Annotated in this window: 18 protein-coding genes and 1 pseudogene; 4 read left to right on the top strand and 15 right to left on the bottom strand. The window is 37.0% G+C overall.

Annotation, left to right across the window (positions count from 1 at the left end):
- The 9 genes from J582_RS22370 to J582_RS22405 form a co-directional block, all read right to left on the bottom strand.
- On the bottom strand, nucleotides 1–1,300 hold a 1,300-nt coding region (locus J582_RS22370), incomplete at its 3' end, for a DUF4055 domain-containing protein (protein WP_032048629.1).
- Between the two features lie 39 nt (nucleotides 1,301–1,339).
- The gene (locus J582_RS22375) at nucleotides 1,340–2,632 is read right to left on the bottom strand and encodes a terminase large subunit domain-containing protein (RefSeq protein ID WP_032048630.1); all 1,293 of its coding nucleotides are present in this window, start codon (nucleotides 2,630–2,632) and stop codon (nucleotides 1,340–1,342) included.
- A complete protein-coding gene (locus tag J582_RS22380; protein WP_032048631.1) occupies nucleotides 2,592–3,110 on the bottom strand; it encodes a DUF2280 domain-containing protein in 519 nt (172 codons plus the stop codon). Before J582_RS22380 ends, J582_RS22375 begins: the two co-directional genes overlap by 41 nt.
- 58 nt (nucleotides 3,111–3,168) lie before the next feature.
- Nucleotides 3,169–3,810, bottom strand: coding sequence for a putative metallopeptidase (locus J582_RS22385; RefSeq protein ID WP_032048632.1), 642 nt, complete (start codon nucleotides 3,808–3,810; stop codon nucleotides 3,169–3,171).
- Entirely contained in the window at nucleotides 3,770–4,207 is a 438-nt protein-coding gene (locus tag J582_RS22390; protein ID WP_032048633.1) for a hypothetical protein, read from the bottom strand. Before J582_RS22390 ends, J582_RS22385 begins: the two co-directional genes overlap by 41 nt.
- A 60-nt stretch (nucleotides 4,208–4,267) precedes the next feature.
- Nucleotides 4,268–4,723 (bottom strand): hypothetical protein, encoded by a 456-nt coding sequence (locus J582_RS22395; protein ID WP_001136769.1) that lies wholly within the window; start codon nucleotides 4,721–4,723, stop codon nucleotides 4,268–4,270.
- Nucleotides 4,724–5,393: 670 nt separating this feature from the next.
- Nucleotides 5,394–5,630, bottom strand: a complete 237-nt coding sequence (locus J582_RS0105235; protein WP_000152665.1) for a hypothetical protein — start codon at nucleotides 5,628–5,630, stop codon at nucleotides 5,394–5,396.
- A 207-nt stretch (nucleotides 5,631–5,837) separates the two neighbouring features.
- Nucleotides 5,838–6,182 (bottom strand): hypothetical protein, encoded by a 345-nt coding sequence (locus tag J582_RS22400; RefSeq protein WP_001005051.1) that lies wholly within the window; start codon nucleotides 6,180–6,182, stop codon nucleotides 5,838–5,840.
- 266 nt (nucleotides 6,183–6,448) lie between these two features.
- Nucleotides 6,449–6,667, bottom strand: coding sequence for a hypothetical protein (locus J582_RS22405; RefSeq protein ID WP_001017700.1), 219 nt, complete (start codon nucleotides 6,665–6,667; stop codon nucleotides 6,449–6,451).
- 613 nt (nucleotides 6,668–7,280) lie between these two features.
- Between J582_RS22405 and J582_RS22410 the strand changes: the two genes are divergently transcribed.
- From J582_RS22410 to csrA, 3 genes are all read left to right on the top strand, one after another.
- Nucleotides 7,281–7,496 (top strand): hypothetical protein, encoded by a 216-nt coding sequence (locus J582_RS22410; protein ID WP_000362184.1) that lies wholly within the window; start codon nucleotides 7,281–7,283, stop codon nucleotides 7,494–7,496.
- 209 nt (nucleotides 7,497–7,705) lie between these two features.
- A complete protein-coding gene (locus J582_RS22415) occupies nucleotides 7,706–8,986 on the top strand; it encodes an aspartate kinase (protein WP_001185176.1) in 1,281 nt (426 codons plus the stop codon).
- 246 nt (nucleotides 8,987–9,232) lie between these two features.
- The gene (gene csrA, locus J582_RS22420; protein ID WP_000906487.1) at nucleotides 9,233–9,487 is read left to right on the top strand and encodes a carbon storage regulator CsrA; all 255 of its coding nucleotides are present in this window, start codon (nucleotides 9,233–9,235) and stop codon (nucleotides 9,485–9,487) included.
- Between the two features lie 69 nt (nucleotides 9,488–9,556).
- On the opposite strand, the gene rnhB is transcribed toward csrA, so the two are convergent.
- Nucleotides 9,557–10,123 carry a ribonuclease HII gene (gene rnhB, locus J582_RS22425; protein WP_000495832.1) on the bottom strand — a complete coding sequence of 189 codons (567 nt, stop codon included), beginning with the start codon at nucleotides 10,121–10,123 and terminating at the stop codon, nucleotides 9,557–9,559.
- Between the two features lie 66 nt (nucleotides 10,124–10,189).
- Nucleotides 10,190–10,567: a hypothetical protein gene (locus tag J582_RS22430; RefSeq protein ID WP_002156817.1), complete on the bottom strand. Its 378-nt coding sequence runs from the start codon at nucleotides 10,565–10,567 to the stop codon at nucleotides 10,190–10,192.
- 240 nt (nucleotides 10,568–10,807) lie between these two features.
- On the opposite strand from J582_RS22430, the gene J582_RS22435 reads away from it, so the two are divergent.
- Nucleotides 10,808–11,365 carry a cytochrome b gene (locus J582_RS22435; RefSeq protein WP_032048634.1) on the top strand — a complete coding sequence of 186 codons (558 nt, stop codon included), beginning with the start codon at nucleotides 10,808–10,810 and terminating at the stop codon, nucleotides 11,363–11,365.
- A gap of 44 nt (nucleotides 11,366–11,409) precedes the next feature.
- Here the strand turns inward: J582_RS22435 and J582_RS22440 are convergent, their stop codons facing one another.
- The 4 genes and pseudogenes from J582_RS22440 to J582_RS22450 all read right to left on the bottom strand — a co-directional run.
- Nucleotides 11,410–12,408 (bottom strand): adenosine deaminase, encoded by a 999-nt coding sequence (locus J582_RS22440; RefSeq protein ID WP_032048635.1) that lies wholly within the window; start codon nucleotides 12,406–12,408, stop codon nucleotides 11,410–11,412.
- A gap of 111 nt (nucleotides 12,409–12,519) precedes the next feature.
- Nucleotides 12,520–13,839, bottom strand: a complete 1,320-nt coding sequence (locus J582_RS22445) for an NCS2 family permease (RefSeq protein WP_004709861.1) — start codon at nucleotides 13,837–13,839, stop codon at nucleotides 12,520–12,522.
- Between the two features lie 322 nt (nucleotides 13,840–14,161).
- Nucleotides 14,162–14,389: a hypothetical protein gene (locus J582_RS0105240; RefSeq protein ID WP_004709863.1), complete on the bottom strand. Its 228-nt coding sequence runs from the start codon at nucleotides 14,387–14,389 to the stop codon at nucleotides 14,162–14,164.
- 367 nt (nucleotides 14,390–14,756) lie between these two features.
- Nucleotides 14,757–15,173: pseudogene (locus J582_RS22450) on the bottom strand (cyclohexanone monooxygenase); the annotation flags it as partial.

The following is a 15,173-nucleotide window of genomic DNA, read 5'->3' on the forward strand; positions in this document are numbered from 1 at the left end:
CCTGATAGTCGTGAGCTGGTAATTTACCTGTCATCAGGTATTCCCAATATGTGCGGAAAGAGTTTTTCCCTGAAATAGCACCCTCATAAAGCTGTTTTGCAAGATTAATATCCGTGACCTGCACAATAAACTCAGGTTCAACTGTAAATGAATATTTTGTCGAATCCAGCTTTAACCACTGCGCTGCATACTTAATGGCTTGTTCAATTGCTGCAGCTGCACACATCACGATACTGTGAAGACTTGCTTGCTGATCGTCTTGCCGTGCACGGCGCGCTTCACCTGATTCCTGTGTATTGGTATCAACTACTTTAGCCCCAGCTTCTAATGCTGAATTCTTTTGCGCATCCATTTCCTTTTTAGTGAGTTCAATGCCGTTACCTGAAATTTCTAAATAACCACATTGTGAATTTGGAGGAAGACTCCAGACAGCCATAACACCAGTAACGCTAATATCATCATCATCGTCATCATCAAGGCCACTAATCCAAGGCTGCGGATGAGCTGTATGGTGAAGTGACTGGTAATAATCTGCACTAAGTTGGTAATACTTCAGAGCAGCCTTGGCCATTGTAAGCAATGGTACCGTACCAACATCAGGCGAATTATCAATCGTGCCGCAAAAAACAAACGGCGTGAATGAAAGTTGGTTACCCCCTAAATCAGGCGTTTTATCTTCTTCAATAGATCCATCAAATAAACGGACAGTTAGCGCACCGTCTACCATAGATAAAACACGGTGGACCGTTTTCGTATCATGGCCAAATTCATCTTCACTATTATCAAATTGCTCCTCGAGCACTAACAGTTTTAGATCTTTACGACCACCGATACTGTTTTCCTTCCAGTTGATAATAGATAACGCATCATATAAGGCGAAATATGGCACTCCGTTAGCATCAACATCGACAAGCAGCCCACAGCGCCCAAACTCTAGCAACTCTGAACAAATGCGAATAAAGAGCTGTTTAAGCCCAAAACCGTCATTTGTTGCATTCTCTATCAATCCTTTAAGTAGAGAACTTTCAATCACAATATTCGGCTCAAGCTTTGAAACTAACCCGATCATTGTGCGTAATGCGTCCTGAACCCATAGCGGATACTGAGCTCGACTTAGATAGGCCTTATAAATCTCTCCAGTCGTATCACCTTGCTTTTCAGCCTCAATCATTCCGGCCGATTTAGCTAGGTACTTTGTTTGTGCCTGTTTGATCTGCTCTTCACCAGCAACGGCGTCACGCATAATCAACCAGCTTTTTTGTGCAGCAATATACTGCGGATGTTTATCAGTAACTGCCATAAAAACACCAATAAAAAAGCACCTGAAAAGGTGCGTTGTTTAACGAGAAAAACCAGCGATTGTGCGCCGTTTAAATACTTTCTGAATGATGATCGGAAAACGTTTAGCTAATGGATATCCACCAGCATCACCAACATGGTCCAATCCTGCAGTCTTATCTGGCATGCCGAAGCTGTCATATACTTGTTGTTCTAGAGTGGCCGTAAAGTTAGGACATTTGTTTGTGTTTACTTTGAGGTGTCTTTCGCCATCGGCATTCAGGATCTGGGCATTAACTGCATTGATACGGTCTTTAATGCCCGGGTTCACCCCATTCACTTCAACCTTAAATCCATTTTTCTTTAAAATTGCATGATCGGATTCGCTAAATCCCTTTGAAGAAGTTGCTTGCCCTGAAGCGTCTGGTATCACAGTAATATCATGATCAGGAAAGCGCTCTTTAATCAAATAACACATAGTCGGGGTATCTCTGACTCCTACCAATTCATCCAATGCTCTTGGCTTCCCTTCTCTAATAACGTAAACAACAGCAGCCATCTTAAGTACGTTAAAGTCCATACCTATAAGTAATGGCTCATCCTTTTTAATTTCCTCATCAGTATGATTTAAAGTACGATCGAAGTCAGGATAAACAGCACCACTGGTTAAGTTTACAAATTGCCCTTTCAAATAAGCAGAAATGAGTTGGGGCGGATACGATTCAAATAACGATGAAATATAATCGTCTGGTAAATTTGCTTCATTGTCATATGTTGATGCTTGAATCATTCCATAAAGGCTTCGCTTAGCTTCTGATTTATTCGCCTCTTTAACGAATTGTTCATAAGTAAACTTAAATCCCTCTGGCGTAGTGGCCACATCGATACCATTTAACAAACCAGCTTGCTTGTAACGCATACGGGCAATAATCTTACGCCATGCTTGTTGTGCTTTATTCATGGCCATAACATCTAGCTCATCAATCAAAGCATGACCTATTTTAAAACCAACAATTGTGGCAGGCTTCTCCATCGAGCGACAAATGATAGTGGTTCGATATTGACGGCCATAATATATATCCACCTCTTTATTGGTTTCATATACCTTAGTTTTAAGCCCCCAGTCGAATGCAACTTCTTCAATTGTAGGAAAGAAAATATCTCGGATCTGAGGGTAAGTTGGTGCAAAGTAACCTAAAGGCACTTTTGGAAACTCCCAAGCTTTATTACACAAGCTTGAGCAACCAACCCAAGTTTTTCCAGATCCAAAGCCAGCAACAAACGCTCGGAATTTCTTTTCCATCTGTAAAAAATTAGCCTGAGGTACATTCAGCGTCGGATTGATGTTCGGCATCTTTTTTACTCGCATCTACAACTTGAATGGTTACTTTTACTGGTGTTGGATCATCGCCCCCCTCACCATCACCCGATCTTATCTTTTCAATCTCAAGTTGTTTCAACTCAAGATCTAGCAACTGCAATGAATGGCCCTGCATCTCATCTTTAACTTGCTTAATAATGTTCTGCCTTGTGACTTTGTTTTTAGTCGAGTCATACATTTTCTGCAGCTCATTAATGCGAAATGCTTTGTTAGCCAAAGGGATATCGAAAATATTGTTCTTAAATTCCTCTCGAGTTTTTTCGAACAATAGCTTAAATTTTTCGCTTAAGTTTTTCCCAGCAGCTTTCGTTGGGTCATATAGCTGAACCTGTTTTCGATCAATTTCAATGTTAAATTCTTGCTTGACAGCATCCGCAACCTGTTGGGGTGTATCCATGCATGCAAGAGCTTGAACAATATAGATTTTCACTTGTTCTTTTAATGCTGCCATACCCCTACCTTTGTCTAGCTACGTCTAGCAAAATAGACAAAAAAAAGAGCCCAAAGGCTCAACTTATTAAACATGTTCCACAACACTTGGAAATATTTACATCTGATACAAACGGCGCTTGTTTTGCTACTTCAATAAGTCGCTTCACGTTCTCGTCTGCTCCCCACCGTTTGGTAACACCAATAAATTCTTCAACGTCATGACCTGCCAAGTAATGCTTTGGTAAGCCAGTCATTTCACTGTAAAGAGCTTCGCCGTCTTCATCACGTTCAACCCCAATGTGATAAAGCTCATGTTCGATTAAAGCGCAAAAGTCTCTGTCAGTAGCTTGGTCGCAATAACTAGCATCAATTGTTATTAGATATACAGGCACATAGCCAAACCAATCACGCATTTGCTGCTCTTGGCGAGCTTTCTTCCAACCACCTTGGTTAAACATCACCTTTTCACATTGGCCTAGAACCATGCGTTTTTTAGCTACACATGCGGATGAAGCCCATGCACAGGCTAGAAATTCTTCATTGTCGTGAAGTAGCTCAGCAATATGATCATGATCGGGGTTATGTAAAGGACCACCAATAGTTAAAAAGTTTGTGATCACCCAATTCATTAAGTCAGGTGCTGGAGCTAATCTAATTGCTTCATCCTCTTCGGCTTTATCAATCAAGTCCTGTGGTGGGAATGGTCTGATCTGTTCCATCTTCAATTCTCGCTAATTCGCTTTTAATCCAGTTAATTGCATAACCTGATTCAATTTGGTGAGGTTCAAGACGCTCAAATTCATAACCTCGGTCTAGAGCTAGTTCATATTTATTAAATGAATTTGCAATCTTTTTACCCCCGCGACCAACTGCCCAAGGACTGCCAGCAATTTCTATAAGAAGATTCAACTTCACAATATAAAAATCGAACCGCCAATTTTTAGTTGATTCAAATTGAAATTTTCTTCGGTATCCAATTCGATGCTCTTCTAATTCTTGAAATAATGTTTCTTCAGCTTCGAGATATTTTTCTTTAGCCTTGGGCAATGGTCTGCTTTTAGGTTTGGTTTTAGGTTCTTTTTTCCGAGTAAGCCAAAAGTATTCTGTAGAATCCATTATTCTCACCCATAAAAAAACCGCCCTTAGGCGGTGGCTAAACTCACAGGCAATATAGTATTACTTCTTAAAAGTTGCCTTATAAAGCTTTGAATTAAAGTAATCCGTAATTTCTTTACCTTCGTTTTGAATTTTTTCCTCATTTAAGGGTAAAAAATCTAATTCAGATTTGAAGCTCATATACTCTGGAATAAATTTCTTTATAGGCGGAGGTGGTTTAGGTCCACCTTCTGTAATTTTTTCGATAAATCCAGCTAACCATAAAATATACTCACCTTCTGAATTATGAGGAGGAATCAAACTCACATCTATTTTTACTTTACATTCATCTAATTGTTTACTAAACAATTCAACAAAATCAATAAAATTATATTTTAATTTAAATTCTGTTCCCTCAATTTCTCTGCGTATACATGTCATAAGTAAGTTCATATTTTCAATACAGTCATGTGAAAACAATTCCTCATCTTTAATTTTGTTATAAATATTTTCCGCAAACATGAGATACTGTGGCATTTCGGCAGCTCCTCATTTTTATAAAGTATTTTTCTTAAGGTAGTCCTATTATAACAATGTTGCAACAAGAAATTTTCCATTTTTAGTTTAAGGAAATTTTAAAAATTATAAAAACGATTATATTCAATAAATTAGTACGAATAAAAGCTAGGGAAGTTTGATTTTTCTATTGAGCTTTAAAATGGATTATTGTGTTTAAATTATCAATTTAAAAAGCTTGCCTAGTAGGCAAGCTCCCCCTTTTTTGATATTTGCGCTGATCAATAAGGTTTAGTGTTACTTAAAGCAACACACTGATAATACTGAAATATTTAAAAATAAAAAAGCCCACTTCCTATTTTTATTCAGAAATGGGCTTAGCGAAAAAAAACGCTTAGACCTGAAATAGGAAATATCTATTCGGAAATATCTCCAACTTCATATTGGCATAATATTTAAGCACTAGCAATAGGGACTGAATTAAAAATATCAAATATTCATATTTAAATAGATAAAGATTTCTTTTTTTGAATGGTTTTATTTTTAGCCTACATAATTTTTTTACTTATCAAGACTTATAAAGAATATGTGCCCATCAATAGGTAATACTTAATAAGGTCTTATGTGTAGTAACCATTAGGCTCTAGAGAGTAAGAAATCACACTGACTAAAAATAAAAAATAAAAAATAATTAATTTTCAATATTAATGATCATATACTGCAAAGTTATGTATATTCCAACTTCTCCATTGTTGAGTGCCTCATATAAGTCTTCATCAACGAAATCTCCAGATTCATCATATAGCCATTTATGAATTTGAATAATTTGTATATTCCCTTTTTTGTCTATTCTTGCTATTGGGTCTATTACGGACCGAACTATCACTTTCTTCTTCGTCTTAACATCGAGCAATGTGATAATTGTCATTTTAAAATCCTTATAAATATCCTGTATAACAACTACTCTCAATCAATAAAGATTTTTATATTTAAATTACTTAAATAGCAATCTTTTCAATCTAAAAAATAAATTAAAAACACTTCAATAGTATGTGCCTATTAGAAAAGATACCTTAAATATTCTACTAGCAATAAAAACCGCTTTAAGGGCGGTTCATCTAAAATTCACAGGTACTTAATGAAGATTTTTTTTCTGTCTTTGCATCTTTCTGGGCTCACAAATTTTTCCAATAAAGTTAGTTAACCACAAAATACTTTCTTCACGATCTTCAAAATGAGGTATAAGGCTTAAATCTACTTTTATTTTGCGATCAGCTAAAGGCAAACTTAAACAATGTTCAAAGTCTATTGAGCTGTACTTCAATTTGAGTCTTTTTTCTGCAGCTTGATTCTTTATCTCAGCCATAATGCGATTTAGATTAACAATCAAATTATTTGAAATTTTATTATTTTCATATACCCGTTCGTAAACTGTCTCAGCTACATCAATGTAATTTATTAGCTCTACATTCTCATTCATAGCATTTGTACTCCGTTTTTTTAATTATTCTCCTAAAATCATGTTTATTTGAGTTACCTAATGCATCATCTAAGTAAATATTGTTTAAATTCGATTAATTTAATTTTAAATAAATTATTGAATTAATAATATAATTATTGGATTTTATAATATTTTTATACATCTTTATCCTTAGCAAATTCAATTAAAATTTAATAAAAAGCCCCGCCAATAATCGATATTTAGCGGGGCCATTTGCGCCGTAATACGTCCGGCAAACGATAAAACTAGTTTTTAGGTGATCTAATGATATTTAGAACTTTCTCAGACATATCATGTAAGTCAGATCCAATTGGCAGCCAAAAATGATAGTTAATGTTGTCGCGGTTAAAAACTTGCTTGTAGTACTCAGTTTTAAAAGATGGGTCGATATCAGAAGCTTTTAGTAATCTGCCTTCTTTCTCTATCTTTTGCCCATCTAGTTCACCACCAACACAGATATTCATTTTAAGTACCAAATTCTAATTAGACTGGACTATAGCATAAATATAAACATGCTTAAGTGGGCATTCTTAAACGCTTAACATTTAGACAAGCATTCAATTTAGATGATTTATAATGTAACGACCATGTATTTAGGATGAAGACAGCTAATGTGTGGTGTAAATCTAACCATTAAATCAAAGGAACATTACTTAATGCAAAGAAAAGGGGCGCTTTTAACGATTGTACTGGTGGCGCTTGGTGCCCACCACCAGTACAACACAATATCAACTCTACAATTAATTAATATGGAGGTGACACAAACAAATAACTATCATTTCTAATAGAATTTCAGGTGGCGATGTTTGGCGACGAGCCACCTGATTTAATTTTAAATCATAATTGAAATCTAGCAAGTATAAAAACAAAAAGCCCATCAAACGATGAGCTTTAGATCAGTGAATTACTTATACTTCGTCCACTATATCAAAAATATGCCATAAAGCGTCTAGACAGTCAACAAGTCTAAATTATGCTTTTCTACTAATTGAGAAGCTTTTAAACGTTCTAGATCTGAATTAAAGAGAGTTGAGGCCATGTTAGAAGAAGTTAAAGCGGAAAGTAAGGAGGGGTAAGGTGGATAAATATCTGACATCTAACAATGTGTGTGAGATGTTTCATATTACTAAACGCACACTTAATCGTTGGGAAATTAACACTCCTTGGGGTATTCCCTTCCCAGCCCCAGCTTTAAGTTCTGAAGGCGGGACAATGAAAAGATACCTCGCTACTGATGTAATGAAGTGGGAGGAAGAATGCCAGCAAAAGAAGCAACTAAAAAAAGCTATATAAGTTGTACCGAAGCTAACAATCAGCAAACTTGATGAAATTAGTCCAGATCAATGATTGTTAGCATATTTACGTTACTATATACTGTCCGCCGAATCACGGCTTGCTAGATAAACTCAGCAATTTCATTTATGTACATAATGGTGTACATATAATGAAACCAAGGAAGCAAGAATATACTTTTCCCGTTTAATTATAAGGGTTTAGGCGATATGGCATTAATCGTTCAAAAATATGGCGGTACTTCTATGGGTACCCCCGAGCGCATTTTAAATGTTGCTCGTCGTGTGAAGCGTTGGCATGATCACGGTCACAAGGTTGTTGTGGTCGTATCTGCAATGAGTGGTGAAACAAACCGCTTACTTGCCCTCGCTAAAGCCATTACCGAAACACCTGACCCACGCGAGTTAGACCAAATGGTTTCAACCGGTGAACAGGTGACGATTTCCATGTTAGCTATGGCACTTAATTCGATTGGTGTGGAAGCTAAATCCTATACCGGACGTCAAGTCGGTATTAAAACTGACAGTGCATTTACCAAGGCGCGTATTGAGTCGATTGACACAGATGTCATGACCAATGACCTAGATGCAGGCCGTGTTATTGTAGTTGCAGGCTTCCAAGGCTTTGACGCTAATGGAAACACAACTACTCTAGGACGTGGTGGTTCAGATACTTCTGGTGTTGCGATTGCTGCTGCACTTAAAGCAGATGAATGCCAAATCTATACTGACGTTGATGGTGTTTACACTACAGATCCTCGTGTTGCTCCTAAAGCGAAGAAAATTGATCGTATTTCTTTTGAAGAAATGCTAGAAATGGCATCATTAGGTTCAAAAGTTTTACAAATTCGCTCAGTAGAATTTGCCGGAAAATATCAAGTTCCTTTACGCGTATTATCAAGCTTTGATAATGATGACGACGGCGCATTTGACGACGAATTTAAAGAAAATGTAGGTACACTCATTACTACTGAGGCAGAAGACACTATGGAACAGCCAATCATTGCAGGTATTGCTTTTAACCGTGACGAAGCAAAATTAACGATTTTAGGTGTACCTGATGAACCAGGTATTGCTTCTAAAATTTTATCACCAGTAAGTGATGCCAACATTGAAGTGGACATGATAGTCCAAAATGTTGAAGAAGATGGCACAACAGATTTTACGTTTACTGTAAACCGTGTTGATTTAGCGAAAGCTGAAAAAATCTTAAATGAAACTGCCAAAAATATTGGGGCACGCGAAGTTTCAACACGTGACGATATTGTAAAAGTTTCGATTGTTGGTGTGGGTATGCGCTCACACGCTGGTGTAGCAAGCAAGATGTTTACTGCCCTCGCAGACGAAGGTATTAATATCCTTATGATCTCAACATCTGAAATTAAGGTGTCTGTCATCATTGATGAGAAATATCTTGAACTTGCAGTTCGTTGCCTACATACCGCTTTTGGTTTAGATCGCGAACACGGTGAAAGCAGCGCCCGCGCTTAATTTTACCAACCGGTCAAGAATTCATTAAAAAATGTTTACTTGTCCGACAATAATCAAAGAAAACACAGAGCCGCTATAGTTTTTTTTATAGCGGCTCTGTTATATTAAACGGAAAGTTTTTTGGCAGAGATTATCAAAATATGACTTTGTTCTCATATTTCTGTTAGAATCTGACTGAAAACTGAGGTTGAGCTTTTTATTTGGGTACCAATATTGCAGTTTTAAGCGTTTAGCAAGGAGATAAACATGCTGATTCTGACCCGCCGTGTCGGGGAAACATTAATGATTGGGGATCAAGTCAGTGTTACTGTGCTTGGCGTCAAAGGAAACCAGGTTCGAATTGGTGTGAATGCGCCAAAAGAGGTTTCTGTTCATCGCGAAGAAATTTATCAACGTATTCAACATGAACGTGCAATGCATGAACACCTTCAACATCTTGATCAAGATTATCAAGTTTCATATGAAGATGATAATTATGCACAGAAAAACTTCAATCGTTAGTATGAAGTTATTCTCTCCCTAATTAAAGCGACTTTATAGTCGCTTTAAATTTTTTGGGAGTATATAAATTTATAGCCCTAATGCACGTTTTACAGGTGCATAACTACGACGATGCTGATCGATTACACCGTGAGCTGCAATCGCTTCAAAATGCGCTTTAGTTGGATAACCCTTATGTTTGGCAAAACCAAATAATGGATATTGCTGATCTAATTCAGCCATTTGGCGATCACGTGTAACTTTTGCCAAGATACTCGCGGCACTAATCTCGGCATGGCTAGCGTCGCCACCAACAATCGCTTCACAAGGAATAATGATTCCTTTGGGAATTTGGTTGCCATCTACAATGACTTTTTGAGGCTGTGTTTTTAGACCATCCACGGCACGTTGCATAGCCAAAAAAGTTGCTTGCAAGATATTCAGCTCATCAATTTCTGCATGGGTAGCTTCTGCTATTGACCATGCTAAAGCTTTTTCCTGAATTTCAATAAACAACTTTTCACGTTTCTTTTCAGTTAATTTTTTAGAATCATTCAAACCTAAAATTGGATTGTTCGGATCTAAAATAACAGCTGCGGCAACAACTGAACCCACTAATGGGCCTCGCCCTGCCTCATCTACGCCTGCAACAAACATGTATACTCCAATAAAAAAAGAGGCCGATCAATATGAGTCAGCCTTCTTTGAAACTCAAATTATTAATTACTTTTGCAAAGCTTCGGCTACACAAGCGTTTACAGTATTAGAGACAACCTGATTTACAACTGTTGCACGTGCCGCCGGGTCAAGTGCAGCAGTAGCCAAATCAACTGCTGTAACACTGTTTGGTGCCTTTTCACTTACGCAACCACAAACATTAGTTTGAATACTATCACGTTGTTCAGCAGTCATAAGCTTGGTTGCTGTTTTCCATGCAGCAACATTATTAATTTCTGTAATACATTTCGCGTTTACAGCCACTTTTAATGCAGTCATGCCTAACTGTTGAGTTGCTGTTTCTGTAGAACCTGCACCAGGCGTGGTCGCACAAGCCGTTAAAGCTAAAACAACTGGTGCCATAGCAAGCATCAATTTTTTCATCATTTTTTCCTTTGATCGAACGTAAGCAGCGCGTATTTTGCCTAAACTTGTGCTTAGAAGAAACAAATAAATTGATGCATTTGTGCAATCTGACTCTGTTATTTTCCAACTCAAGTTGACTATGTTTCTTCAATTAAAGCGTTCTGTTTATAGCACGCTCCGTTACGAGAACAACATTTCTCAAAATCAACCCTTTCTCATAAAATCTAGCACTAAAATGACAAAAAAATAGGGTCTTTTATGCCTGCCTCATCCTCTCAATACTACACCCGTACTGCACAGATTCTGCATTGGGTCATGGCAATCATTTTCATTACCGCTTGGGTGATTGGCTTTTATAGTGGAAACTTTTTAAGTTACGATGCTGATGGTAGCTTTAAAGGTGATGTCATTACACTACATAAAAACATTGCCACAACCATTATCTTTCTAGTGGTTATTCGCCTATTCTGGCGTTACACCCACCCAGCCCCACAACTGCCTGACACCATGTCACCCACTATGAAAACCTTAGCTCACATCGGACATTTATTGCTATATGTGATTTTAGTGGCTTTACCTGTTACGGGTTGTTTATTTAGCTGGAGTGTTGGTCATCCTGCCCCAGTTTTATATTTATTTGAAATTCCACGTTTAGTACAAGATAACCCTGAGATATTAGCGATTGTTAAACCATTGCATATTTATATTTCGTGGTTTGCAGGTTTACTTATTGTTGGACATGTTCTGGCAGCTTTAAAACATCACTTTGTGGATAAAGATAATGTTTTAAATAGTATGACTAAACAACCTAAATAAATTCTATGTTAAAAAAAACCGCCTATCACAGGCGGTTTTTTTATTTAGATTTTCTGAATTTCTGAAACCCACTTTTGCTTCTCTTCATCTGAGATGAAAGAGGCTTCAAAAGAGTTAATTGCGAGTTGCTTCAACTCATCATTACTTAAATCTAAGGCCTGCTGAATAGCAATAAAGTTATCATTCATATAACCGCCAAAATATGAAGGATCATCCGAGTTAACAGTCACATGTACGCCTTTTTGTAAAAGACGGCGGATGTTGTGATCTTTCATATCCTTAACGACACATAGCTTTAAGTTACTTAAAGGACAAACCGTTAATGGCATTTTTTCGTTAATTAAACGAGCCATTAATTGTTCGTCTTCTTCAGAACGCACGCCGTGGTCAATACGGTTTACTTTGAGCAAGTCTAAAGCTTCCCATACATATTCAGGTGGGCCTTCTTCGCCCGCGTGAGCCACGATTAAGAAACCTTCTTCACGTGCCTTAGCAAAAACACGTTCAAACCTAGCTGGTGGATGGCCTACTTCACTTGAATCAAGTCCAACAGCAATGATGTCTTCTTTAAACGGTAAAGCTTGCTCAAGCGTTTCAAATGCAGCTTCTTCGCTTAAATGGCGCAAGAAACACATAATAAGCTGAGAGCTAATACCAAATTTGGTTTTTGCGTCAGCACATGCACGTTTAAGCCCATTGATCACCGTTGCAAACGCAATACCACGGTCGGTATGAGTTTGTGGGTCGAAGAACATTTCTGTATGAACGACACGATCTTCTGCACATTTCTCAAAATATGCCCATGCTAAATCATAAAAATCTTGCTCATGAACAAGAACATTTGCACCAGCATAGTAAATATCTAAAAATGATTGAAGATTATGAAAGTTATAAGCTTGCTTTACTTCTTCAACAGATTTGTAAGGAATCTGAATCTGATTACGCTGTGCAATAGCGAACATTAATTCAGGTTCAAACGTCCCTTCAATATGCACATGCAACTCGGCTTTTGGTAAGGCCTGAATCAGCTCGACTTGATTCATATTAACTCCACATCTAAAGAAAAAAGGGTGTGGTAAGCACCCCCTTCTATAATTTCCTTCTTATATCTCTATCACTAAAATAGTTCTAGAAGAAAATTATGAAAAATCATATTAACCGCCAAAAGCGATAAATTTAAATACCCAAAGAGCAGCAATAATCCATACCATGTATGGAACAGTTTTTGCCTTACCTGTGAATAATTTAACTAATGCATAGCTGATGAAGCCCATAGCAATACCATCTGCAATTGAGTACGCAAATGGCATAAATACAATCGTTAAAAAGGCTGGAACAGCTTCTGTAATATCATCCCAATCAATGTGCGTGATCCCTTGGATCATGAGTACACCAATGAACAATAAAGCTGGAGCTGTTGCAAAACCTGGCACAGATTGAGCAAGAGGTGCCAAGAATAAACAGCAGATAAATAAGAAAGCGACCACTACTGCAGTTAAACCTGTACGTCCACCTGCTGCTACACCTGAAGCCGATTCAATATATGGTGTGGTTGATGATGTACCTAATGCTGCACCAGCAACAATTGCAGTAGAGTCAGCAAATAGTGCTTTTTTCAAACGTGGCAATTTGCCATCTTGTAAAAGGCCCGCACGGTGTGAAACACCTACCAAAGTACCCGTACTATCAAACAAGTCAACAATAAAGAATACGAAGATCACACCCACCATACTTGCAGTAAACAGACCTTTAAAGTCCATTTGCATAAATGTTGGTGCAATTGAAGGAATCTGCCCTACTACACCTTTAAATTCATTTAAACCTAAAGCAGTCGCAATTGCTGTCACTACTAAAATACTAATAATGATGGCACCACGGACTTTAAGCTGATGTAAAACAACAATAAGTAAAAAACCAAATAAAGCGAGTAGTACAGTAGGTTGTTTAATATCGCCCAAACCCACTAATGTTGCTTTATTTGCAACAATAATTCCGGCATTTTTTAGCGCAATAAGCGCCAGGAATAAGCCAATACCACCACCTATCGCAAATTTAAGCGACATTGGAATTGCATTAACAATCGCTTCACGAACTTTAAAGAAGCTGATTGCAAGAAATACAACGCCTGAAACAAAAACAGCAGCTAAAGCTGTCTGCCATGGCACCCCCATACCCATACATACCGAATAGGTAAAATAAGCATTAAGCCCCATGCCCGGTGCTAATGCGATTGGATAATTGGCAATAATACCCATCACTAAACAACCGATTGCTGCTGCCAAACAGGTCGCAACGAATACGGCGCCATGATCCATGCCGGTTTCAGATAAAATGAGTGGATTGACAATGATGATGTAACACATCGTTAAAAACGTAGTTACACCAGCAAGAACTTCTGTTCGAAACGTGGTTTTATTGTCGCTTAACTTAAATAAACGCTCTAACCAGCCTGCCGAAGAATTGGGCGCCGCCATAAGTAGCCTCTATGCAAAATCTGAGCTGTGGAATATGTACTTCTATGTAGGTATCTGAGCAATCTTGTTTTTCTGATCAGATCTCTAGACAAAAATCTTCAATAGACGAAGCAACAAATATGCCACTCATTCGATTTCTGCTGTCATACACAGAAAATAGCCACAGCCCCTCTTGAAACACAAAAAAGCTGCATAACCCCTATGCAGCTTTTTTACTATACGTTCAATAAGTTTAACAGATTCAAAAGCAACATGATCAAAATTTATGAAAAGATATGATCAATGGCACAGTTTTTAAAGCAAATAATAATGACTACTTTGCTTAGAAAAACACTTTTTTATCGCTGATATATTTTTGCAAATTATATGAAGCTAAATTGCTATGACTAATACGATTAGGATTTCGCTCAATTGTTTGCAAATTTTTTTCAGCTTCCTGAATAATCCTCATGAGCTCTTGATGTCTTTTATTTTGGGTATCTAAATACGCCCAGTACCCTAATACAAACACGATACTCACGCACAACACTATTAATACTTTATTGATCATTATTATTATCTCTATGTTTTTAATGTTAATGATCTTAACAAAAAATAACCAGTTTGTGAATATTTTCACATTTATTTACAATAATTATTAATCACTTAAACCATTGATATAAAAAATGTTTTCTAATTTGCAATTTTAAAAAGAGTAAAAATAATACTTTTCACTTAAAAATTCATTTTTAAAAATAACTATATTTTTTAACAAAAACTTATATAGCATTATTCACCTACTTTTATTTTTAAGTATATTTAAATTTATTTTTCAATTTAACTTCATTAAATTATTTGTTGAATTTTAATTTATTGTTCAATCCGTTCAATAATAAAAAGCCCATTTCAATAAATTAAAATGGGCTTTTATAAAGTTATTAACCAGCAACTTCTTCAGCTTTAGGTTTTGCTTTTATCAAATCAGCTTCATAAACCACATCATATTCTTCTAACTTTAAATGATGTAAACGCTGTTTAAGCTTTTTCAATGACCATGGCCATGCTGCAAAGTTACGCCCATTTGCATCAAGGTAGTAACTTTTACATCCCCCACTATTAAATACAGTGGTTTGCAGATGTTTTTGTACCAAGTCGTTGTGCTTTTTAATCACTTCTGATTTCACTGAAAGCTTAGCAATACCTTTTGCCTTCATTTGTAGCAAACCATCTACAATATATTGCAGTTGTGCTTCGGCAAGACCAATAAATGAGTCATAGACCAAAACATTTGGCCCAAGCATAAGAAATGCATTAGGTACATTTTCAATATTAGTTCCTAAGTAAGCTTCTGGTGA

Origin of the sequence: Acinetobacter sp. 1566109 (assembly GCF_000582255.1) — a bacterium.
Lineage (GTDB): Bacteria > Pseudomonadota > Gammaproteobacteria > Pseudomonadales > Moraxellaceae > Acinetobacter > Acinetobacter nosocomialis.